This is a genomic window from Blastococcus sp. CCUG 61487, from assembly GCF_005222955.1.
In the GTDB taxonomy this organism is placed as follows: Bacteria; Actinomycetota; Actinomycetes; order Mycobacteriales; family Geodermatophilaceae; genus Blastococcus.
In genome coordinates, this window is record NZ_LWUA01000003.1 from 45,826 (window position 1) to 54,305 (window position 8,480).

Consider the following 8,480-nt stretch of genomic DNA (forward strand, 5'->3'; position numbering starts at 1 on the left):
GTGACCAGGGCATTGTCCCGACGCCGGCTCTCCGACGAACGCCGACGACCCCCTACGGTCAGACCATGGGACGACGGGGCGGCCGGCGGGCGCTGCTGGGCGTGGTCCTCGTCACCGGCGTCGTGCTCGTGTCCGCCGGTCCGGCCTGGGCGGAGGCGCCGAGGCCGACGGCCGATCCTGCGGCGCCCGCGCCGAGCGCTCCCCGCACCGAGCGTCCACCGCAGGGGAGCGCCCCGGACGGGAGCACCGTGGGCGGCGAGCGACTGGACACCCGCGGCGTCGTCGTCACCAAGGGAGCGCCGCCCCTGCCCGAGATCGCCGCCTCCGGATGGCTGGTGGCCGACGCCGGCCGCGGCGCGGTGCTCGCCGCGCGCGACCCGCACGGCCGCTACTACCCGGCGAGCACGCTCAAGGCGCTCACCCTGCTGACCCTGGCTCCGCTCCTCGACCCCATGCAGGTCGTCGTCGGAACGCCCGAGGACGAGAACACCGAGGGCAGCCGGGTCGGGTTGATCGCCGGCGGCCAGTACCCCGTCGGGTTCCTGTACCTGGGCCTGATGCTGCAGTCGGGCAACGACGCGGCCAACGCCCTGGCCCGGGCCGCCGGCGGCACCGAGGCGCTCCTCGCGGCCATGACGGAGACCGCGGAGTCGATCGGCGCCTACGACACGGTTCCCGGCTCGCCGTCGGGTCTCGACGTCGCCGGGCAGTCCTCCTCGCCCTACGACCTGGCGCTGATCTTCCGGGAGCTGGTCGAGAACCCGTACACCGCCGCGGTGCTCACCACGCCTGTCGCCCAGGTGCCCGAGGTCCCGGGCCGCGCGCCGGGCTTCCAGATCCAGAACGAGAACCCGCTGGCCGACTACCCCGGGATGCTCGGCGGCAAGACCGGCTTCACCGACGCCGCGCGGCACACCTTCGTGACCGCGGCCGAGCGCGACGGCCGCCGGCTGGTGGTGAGCGTCCTGGACACCGAGCCGCTGCCGCTGCGCGCCGCCGACCAGGCCGCCCTGCTGCTCGACTGGGGCTTCGCCCTGCCTCCTGGGTCCGACGGCGTGGGACGGCTCGTGCGGCCCGCCGACCTGGCGGCCGATCCCCCGCGCACCTCGCCGCCGGCTCGCGCCGTGACGCAGAGCGGGCCCGTGACCGCCGCCCCGGAGGACGGTGGTGTACCGGCCTGGCCGGCCGGCATCGGCCTCGCGGGGGTCGCGGCGGTCGTCGTCGGTCTCGCCGTGACCGGGCGGCGGCGGAACGCGGCGCTCAGCCGGGGCCCGTCCCCTTCGGACAGGCCGGACCGGTGAGCGGGTACTCGCGGGCGACGGTCCACGCGCCGCCGGGCGTCTGCTCGAACTCGGTGAAGTGCGTGACGTCGAACTCCGCCGAGAGGTCCGACAGGCCGGTGTAGGCCAGCTCGAGCATGTCGGCGGGGACGTCGTGGGCGACGGTGACGTGCGGGTGGTACGGGTAGGACAGTCCGCGCTGCAGCGGGCCCTGGCGGACGTCGGCGGCGATCAGCTCGCAGTTTCCGATCCCGCGGGCCACGGCGACGAACACGACGTCGGACACGGGGTGGAACGTGCCGGTGCCCGACAGGTGCATGCGGAACGGTGGATGGCTCCCGGCGACGCCCTCGAGGTGCTCGGCGACGGCCTGGCGATCGGCCGCTGCCACCTCGGTCGGCGGCAGGAGCGTCACGTGCGGAGGGACGAGCGTCGCCTGGGGGTCGCCCACCTTCGAGCGCCAGTCGACGAACAGCTGCGCCCACGGCTCGGGGATCGGCACCAGGACGCCGATCACCGCGGTCGCACCGGCCGCCTCGCCGTCGGTCATGCCCGCGGCCCCGGGGCGAGGAAGCCCACCCGCTCGTAGACGTCGGCGACGGTCCGTGCCGCGATCTCGCGCGCGTGCTCGGCGCCGCTCGCCAGGATCCGCTCGAGCTCGGCGCGGTCGTCGAGCAGTTCGTGGGTGCGCTGCCGGACCGGCGTCACGAGATCGGTGACGAGCTCGGCCAGCTCCTTCTTCAGGTCGCCGTAGCCGCGCCCGGCGAAGTGCTCCTCGAGCTCGGGGACCGACCGGCCGGACAGCGCGCTGTGGATGGTGAGCAGGTTGGTCACCCCGGGCTTGTTCACCGCGTCGGCGACGATCTCCCGGCCCGTGTCGGTCACCGCGGAGCGGATCTTCTTCGCCGTGACCTTCGGCTCGTCCAGCAGGTTGATGCACCCGGCCGGCGGCAGGCTCTTGCTCATCTTCTTCTCCGGCGACTGCAGGTCCATCACCCGTGCGCCACCGGCCGGGATGAAGCCCTCGGGCACCGGGAACGTCTCGCCGAAGCGGCCGTTGAAGCGCGCGGCGAGGTCACGGGTCAGCTCGAGGTGCTGGCGCTGGTCGTCGCCCACCGGCACCTGGTCGGCGCGGTAGATCAGGATGTCGGCGGCCATGAGCACCGGGTAGGTGAACAGGCCGACGCTGGTGGCCGAGGTGCCCTCGCGCTGGCTCTTGTCCTTGAACTGCGTCATCCGGCCGGCCTCGCCGAAGCCGGTGATGCACTCCAGCACCCACGACAGCTGCAGGTGCTCGGGCACGTGGCTCTGCACGAAGACGGTGCTGCGGGCCGGGTCGACGCCCAGCGCGATCATCTGCGCGGCGGAGGTCAGGGTGTTGCGGCGCAGCTCCTCGGGGTCCTGCGCGACCGTGATCGCGTGCAGGTCGACGACGCAGTAGAAGGCCTCGGTCGTGTCCTGCAGAGCCACCCACTGGCGCAGCGCGCCCAGGTAGTTGCCGAGGTGGAAGGAGCCCGCCGACGGCTGGATGCCGGAGAGGACACGGGGAAGAGACACGCCCGCCATCAAACCAGCCGGGCGGTCACCCCGTTCGGGTCTCCCCCGTACCCGGTCAGCCGCCGTCGGCACGGACGGCGTCCAGCGCGGCCAGGAACGCGTCGTTCTCCTCCGGAGCCCCGACGGTGACCCGCACGCCCACGCCCGCGAACGGGCGGGTGATGACCGCGCGGGCCTCCAGCGCGGCGGCCAGCGGCGCGGCCTGCTCCCCCACGGGCAGCCACACGAAGTTGGCCTGGCTGTCGGAGACGTCGAAGCCACGGGCGCGCAACGCCGCGACGAGCCGCTTCCGCTCGGCGACGACGGAGGCGCAGCGCGCGCGCACCTCGTCCTCGCTGGCCAGCGCGGCGACGGCGGCCGCCTGGGCGAGCATCGAGACGCTGAACGGCACGTGGGTCTTGCGCACCGCCTCGGCGACGGCCGGGTCCTCGGCGAGCAGGTAGCCCACCCGCAGCCCGGCCAGCCCCCACGCCTTCGAGAAGGTGCGCAGGACGGCGACGTTCGGCCGGCCGCGCATGAGCTCGGTGCCGTCGGGGACGTCGGGGTCGCTGACGAACTCGCGGTAGGCCTCGTCCAGGACGACGAGCGTCGTCACCGGGACGGCGTCGAGGAACTTCTCCAGGCCGGCGCGCCGGACCGCCGTCCCGGTGGGGTTGTTCGGGTTGCAGACGAACACCAGCCGGGTGTCGTCGTCGATGGCGGCGAGCAGCCCGTCGAGGTCGTGGGTGTCGGCCGGTCCGCCCTCGCGACCGGGGACGAGCGGCACCTGGATCGACCGGGCGCCGGCCACCTGGGCCAGCAGCGGGTACATCTCGAAGGAGCGCCAGGCGAAGGCGATGCTCGCGCCGGGCTCGGTGTAGGCCTGCGCGAGCTGCTGGCAGAGCATCACCGCACCGCAGCCGGTCGCCACCTGCGCGGGGTCGACGCCGTACCGCTCAGCCAGCGCGTCGGTGAGCACCACGGCGCCGTTGTCCGGATACCTGTTGGTCTCGCCGGCCGCCGCGGCGATCGCGTCGACCACTGCCGGGAGCGGCGGGAACGCCACCTCGTTGCTGGCCAGCTTGATCGCCCTGTCGACGCCGATCTCGCGCGCGAGATCGGCCGGGTTGCGACCGGGCCGGTACGCCGGCAGTGCCTGGACGGCGGGGCGTGGGCTCACCACGAGCTTCGACCTCCTCGACCGCCCTAGGCTGGCGGCATGCGCGTCCTGGTCGCCGGTGGAGCCGGCTACATCGGCAGCGTAGTGACCGCTGCCCTCCTCGCCGACGGCCACGAGGTCACGGTGCTCGACGACCTCTCCACCGGGCACGCCGACGCCGTCCCCCCAGGTGCCACGCTGGCGCAGGTCTCGCTGCACGACTCGGCGCCGGTGCTCGCCGAGGTCCGTCCCGACGCGGTGCTGCACTTCGCCGCGCGGTCGCTGGTGGCCGTCTCGCAGCAGCAGCCCGAGGACTACTGGTCGACCAACGTCGGCGGATCGCTGGCGCTGCTGGAGGCGATGCGGGCGGCCGGCTGCCACCGGATCGTCTTCTCCTCGACCGCGGCCACCTACGGCGAGCCCGACCGGGTACCGATCCGCGAGGACGCGCCGACCCGGCCCACCAACACCTACGGCGCCTCGAAGCTCGCCGTCGACCACATGCTCACCTCGTACGCGGTGGCGCATGGCTTCGCCGCGGTGAGCCTGCGCTACTTCAACGTGGCCGGGGCCGCGTTCGGGCTGGGCGAGCGGCACACCACCGAGACCCACCTCGTCCCGCTCGCGCTGCAGGTCGCCGCCGGCCAGCGTGAGTCGCTGACTGTGTACGGCCGCGACTACCCGACCCCCGACGGCACCTGCATCCGCGACTACGTGCACGTCGGCGACCTCTCCGACGCCCACCTGCTCGCGCTGCCCGCGCCGTCCCCCGGGGAGCACCGCATCTACAACCTCGGCAACGGCACCGGGTTCTCCGTGCAGGAGGTGGTCGACGCCGCGCGCGAGGTGACCGGCCACGACATCCCGACGGTGGACGGCCCCCGCCGCCCGGGCGACCCCGCGCAGCTGGTGGCCTCGAGCGAGCTCATCCGCGCCGAGCTGGGCTGGGCGCCCCGGCACACCGACCTCGTCGGCATCGTCCGCGACGCCTGGCTGGTGGCGCGGCCTCGCTAGTCCGTCGAGGGCTCGGCCTCGTCGTCCTCGTCCGGCGTGGGCGGGGGCGGATCCACGCGCAGCCGCGCGATCCGGCGCCCGTCCAGTTCGACGACGGCGATCGCCCGGCCGTCCACCTCCACCGTGTCGCCCAGCTCCGGCAGCCGGCCGAGCTCGGCGAGGACGTACCCGGCCGCGGTCTCGTACGGTCCGTCGGGCAGCTCCAGGCCGGTGGCCTCGGCGAAGTCGTCCAGGTTGAGCAGGCCGTCGACCTCCCGGGGCGCGTCGGGTTCCTGCCCGGACTCCGGCTCGACCTCGGCGTCGTACTCGTCGTAGATCTCCCCGATGACCTCCTCGATGAGGTCCTCGAGGGTGACGATCCCGTCGGTGCCGCCGTACTCGTCGACGACGATCGCCAGGTGGTGGTTCTCCCGCCGCATCTCGCTGAGCGCGGTGAGCACCCCCGCCGTCCCGGGCAGCCGCTTCACCTCGCGCGCCAGGTCGCCGACGGTGGCGGCCCGCCCCGCCGGGTGGTTGGGGAGGAACAGGTCGCGGACGTGCACGAAGCCCACGACGTCGTCCTGGTCGCGGCCGGCGACCGGGAACCGCGACCAGTTCGACTCCCCCACCTGCTTGGCCGCGCGGCTGGCGGTCATCGAGGCATCCAGGAAGCCGACCTCGGTGCGCGGGGTCATCACCTCGCGGACCTCGCGCTCGCCGGCGCGGAAGACCTCGTCGATGAGCCGCCGCTCGTCGCTGCTGAGCGACTCGTGCGCGGCCACGAGGTCGCGCAGCTCCTCCTGGCTGATCGCCTCACCGCTGGCCTTCGGGTCGCCGCCGAGCAGCCGGACCAGGCCGTTGGTCGACTTCGACAGCAGCCAGATGACCGGCCGCGAGAGCTTGGCGATGGCGTTCAGGGGCGCGGCGACGAGCAGGGCGAACCCCTCCGCGCGCTGCAGGGCGAGCCGCTTGGGCGTGAGCTCGCCGACGACCAGCGACAGGTAGCTGATCGCGATCGTGACCAGCACGAGGGCCAGGGTGGAGGCCAGCCCCTGGCGGATCCCCAGATCGGCGAGCCAGTCGGCGAAGGGCTCCGAGAGCGTGCTGGCACCGAACGCGGCGGAGAAGAACCCGGCGAAGGTGACCCCCACCTGGACGGAGGCGAGGAACCTGTTGGGGTCGCTGAGCAGCCGCTGCACGGCCTTGCCGCGGCGGCCGGACTCGGCCATCGCGCGCACCTGCGACTCGCGCAGGGAGACCAGCGCGATCTCCGCGCCCGCGAAGACACCGCCGATCAGCACGAACACGACGACCATGACGATGTTGAGCCAGACGTCGCTCACCGGCGGCGTACTCCTCGGGACGGGTCGGGGGTGGAGCGCGGTCGCACCATGGTGCCTGCTCGCTGTCGCGGGAGGCGCACCGTGGGCCCACCGAGGAATGACGTGATCAGGGTCTCGTGAACTGTCGGTGCTCTTGCACTTACCGTTAGTCTCGGCTTGATAACGAATCGTGATCATTCCGGGGAGTCCCGTGCACCACCGTCCCATCGGCCCGCCGCTGTCCACCCGACTCTCGGGCGGGGCCACCCGCACCCGCCTCCGCGCGGCGGCCGCGCTGCACCGTCGTCGCGGTCGCCTGGCGCTCGGCGCGGGGCTGGCCGCCGTCATGACCGGCTTCGTGCTCGCCACCCCCGTCGTCTCCGGCCTGGGAGCGCCGTCGAGCATCGCCGTGGAGTCGTCGGCCGCGCGCAGCGACTCCCCCGTGGTGATGGGCATCGACGGCCCCGTGACCTCCTCGGCCTTCGCCAGCGCTTCGGCTCGGCTCACCGTCGGACCCGACGGCGTGCGGGTCGAGTCCTCCGGCCGTCCCTCGGCGCCGACGTTCGGCGCTCCTGCCGCGCCGAGCACCACCCCGGCCGAGCCGCCTGCGGCCCCGCCGCCTCCGCCGCCTGCCCCGGAGCCGCCGGTCGTCGAGGAAGCCCCGGCTCCTCCCCCGGCCCCGGCGCCCGCCCCGCAGCCGTCGGCCGCCGCACCCGCTCCTCCGCCGGCCGCGGCACCCACCGGGAACCCCCGTGCCGACCAGGTGCTCGCCCTGGTGAACCAGGCCCGCGCGTCCGCCGGATGCGGTCCGGTCAGCGCCGACGCCGGGCTGGCCTCGGTCGCGGCGGCCCACAGCGCGGACATGCGCGACCGCGGCTTCTTCGACCACGTCAACCTCGCCGGCCAGGATCCGTTCGACCGGGCGCGCGCCGCCGGCGTGGTGGCCCGGGCGGAGAACATCGCGCGCGGCCAGGCCGACGCCGCGGCGGTCATGGACTCCTGGATGAACAGCCCGGGGCACCGGGCGAACATCCTCGACTGCGGCCTCACCCGGCTCGGCGTCGGCATCGCCGACGGTGGCGGCGGCCCCTGGTGGACCCAGCTCTTCGGCTGACCCGCCTCGCTGGACCTCAGCGGGCGTCGGTCGCACGCTGAGGGCCCTCTCGTCCAGGCTGAGAGGGCCCTCAGCGTGCATCCTTGGTCGCCGAGCGCTCCGCCCGGAGCGTCCGCACGCGTGCGGCGAGCTGCTCGGGATGACGGAGGTCGTCCGCCGTCACGTGCAGCACGACCCAGCCGGCGGCGACCAGCCGATTCAGCCGCCGCCGGTCGCTGAGGAAGGCCTGCCGTTCGGCGTGCCACAGGCCGTCGTACTCGATCGCGATCTTGAGCTCTGGGTAGGCCAGGTCGGTTCGTGCCACGAAACCTTCGTCGTCGTAGATCCGGAACTGCGCGACCGGGGGAGGCAGGCCGTTCCGGAGGAGCAGCAGTCGGAGCCGCGTCTCCTGGGGCGACTCGGCGAGTCCGTCAGCCAGGTCAGTCGCTCGACGCGCCCGCGCACTCCCCCAGCACGGGCCCAGCGTCCCCACAGCGGCACGCACGTCCTCGAGCCGCACCATGCCCTCGTGGCAGAGGCGGTCGAGAAGGACGACGGCCTCCTCGACCGTGCCGGCCCACCTGACAAGATCCACGGCAGTGTCGACCCGGCTCGCGCAGAGCCACCGCCCTCGGCGAACCAGCTGACGACCGCGCGGCATCGACCGCACGCGCACGCCGGGTCCCGGATTCCACCGCGTGCCGGCCGGGAGGATCACGTCGATCGGGTCGTCCGGTGTCGCGATGTCTGGCACGCCCCATAAGGTCGCTGCGCTGCGCCCGGTGAAGCCGGCTCCGACCGGCAGGGTCAGGCCCACCGCGCTGATCAGGAGCCGGTGCGTGACCGGCAGAGCGGCGTCTACGTACACGTCCTGGCGGAGCCGGCGCCATGCGGCGCTTCGGAGCTGCTTCTTGGTGAGCAGGCCCTGTCTCACCGCCATCGATCCGCGGAAGACCCGTCCCGTGAGCTCGGTCGGGCGAGCGGGGGTGATCGGCACCAGTGGACTCTGCCGCACGGACGGCGTCGGGCAGGCCGCTGTCCACAGCGCGAACGCACGTGAGGGGCCCTCTCGATCGGATCGAGAGGGCCCCTCACGT

At 73.8% G+C, this 8,480-nt stretch carries 8 protein-coding genes; 3 read left to right on the plus strand and 5 right to left on the minus strand.

The features are described from left to right. Positions 1-65 precede the first annotated feature (65 nt). Positions 66-1,301: a D-alanyl-D-alanine carboxypeptidase family protein gene (locus tag A6V29_RS00325; RefSeq protein WP_137158428.1), complete on the plus strand. Its 1,236-nt coding sequence runs from the start codon at positions 66-68 to the stop codon at positions 1,299-1,301. Here the strand turns inward: A6V29_RS00325 and A6V29_RS00330 are convergent. Genes A6V29_RS00330 through hisC form a run of 3 tightly spaced genes read right to left on the minus strand, consistent with a single transcriptional unit; the run spans position 1,261 to position 3,996 of the window. Continuing rightward, positions 1,261-1,830, minus strand: coding sequence for a 2'-5' RNA ligase family protein (locus tag A6V29_RS00330; protein ID WP_137158429.1), 570 nt, complete (start codon positions 1,828-1,830; stop codon positions 1,261-1,263). The two genes, A6V29_RS00325 and A6V29_RS00330, sit on opposite strands and share 41 nt — an antisense overlap. After that, positions 1,827-2,846 (minus strand): tryptophan--tRNA ligase, encoded by a 1,020-nt coding sequence (gene trpS / locus A6V29_RS00335; protein ID WP_137158430.1) that lies wholly within the window; start codon positions 2,844-2,846, stop codon positions 1,827-1,829. Before trpS ends, A6V29_RS00330 begins: the two co-directional genes overlap by 4 nt. 46 nt (positions 2,847-2,892) lie before the next feature. Next, positions 2,893-3,996 (minus strand): histidinol-phosphate transaminase, encoded by a 1,104-nt coding sequence (gene hisC, locus A6V29_RS00340; RefSeq protein WP_249932890.1) that lies wholly within the window; start codon positions 3,994-3,996, stop codon positions 2,893-2,895. Between the two features lie 39 nt (positions 3,997-4,035). Here hisC and galE point away from each other — a divergent pair, with 39 nt between their 5' ends. Further along, positions 4,036-4,989 carry a UDP-glucose 4-epimerase GalE gene (gene galE / locus A6V29_RS00345; protein ID WP_137158432.1) on the plus strand — a complete coding sequence of 318 codons (954 nt, stop codon included), beginning with the start codon at positions 4,036-4,038 and terminating at the stop codon, positions 4,987-4,989. Here the strand turns inward: galE and A6V29_RS00350 are convergent. After that, positions 4,986-6,311: a hemolysin family protein gene (locus tag A6V29_RS00350; protein WP_137158433.1), complete on the minus strand. Its 1,326-nt coding sequence runs from the start codon at positions 6,309-6,311 to the stop codon at positions 4,986-4,988. The genes galE and A6V29_RS00350 overlap by 4 nt on opposite strands. A gap of 190 nt (positions 6,312-6,501) precedes the next feature. Between A6V29_RS00350 and A6V29_RS21390 the strand changes: the two genes are divergently transcribed. Beyond that, positions 6,502-7,404, plus strand: coding sequence for a CAP domain-containing protein (locus A6V29_RS21390; protein ID WP_249932891.1), 903 nt, complete (start codon positions 6,502-6,504; stop codon positions 7,402-7,404). Positions 7,405-7,474: 70 nt separating this feature from the next. Here the strand turns inward: A6V29_RS21390 and A6V29_RS00360 are convergent, their stop codons facing one another. Continuing rightward, positions 7,475-8,380 carry an endonuclease domain-containing protein gene (locus A6V29_RS00360; protein WP_137158434.1) on the minus strand — a complete coding sequence of 302 codons (906 nt, stop codon included), beginning with the start codon at positions 8,378-8,380 and terminating at the stop codon, positions 7,475-7,477. Positions 8,381-8,480 lie beyond the last annotated feature (100 nt).

Excerpts from the sequence above, each read along its gene's own strand:
- A6V29_RS00325 (WP_137158428.1), top strand. The coding sequence starts at position 66 with ATGGGACGACGGGGCGGCCGGCGGGCGCTGCTGGGCGTGGTCCTCGTC.
- A6V29_RS00330 (WP_137158429.1), bottom strand. The coding sequence starts at position 1,830 with ATGACCGACGGCGAGGCGGCCGGTGCGACCGCGGTGATCGGCGTCCTG.
- galE (WP_137158432.1), top strand. The coding sequence starts at position 4,036 with ATGCGCGTCCTGGTCGCCGGTGGAGCCGGCTACATCGGCAGCGTAGTG.
- trpS (WP_137158430.1), bottom strand. The coding sequence starts at position 2,846 with ATGGCGGGCGTGTCTCTTCCCCGTGTCCTCTCCGGCATCCAGCCGTCG.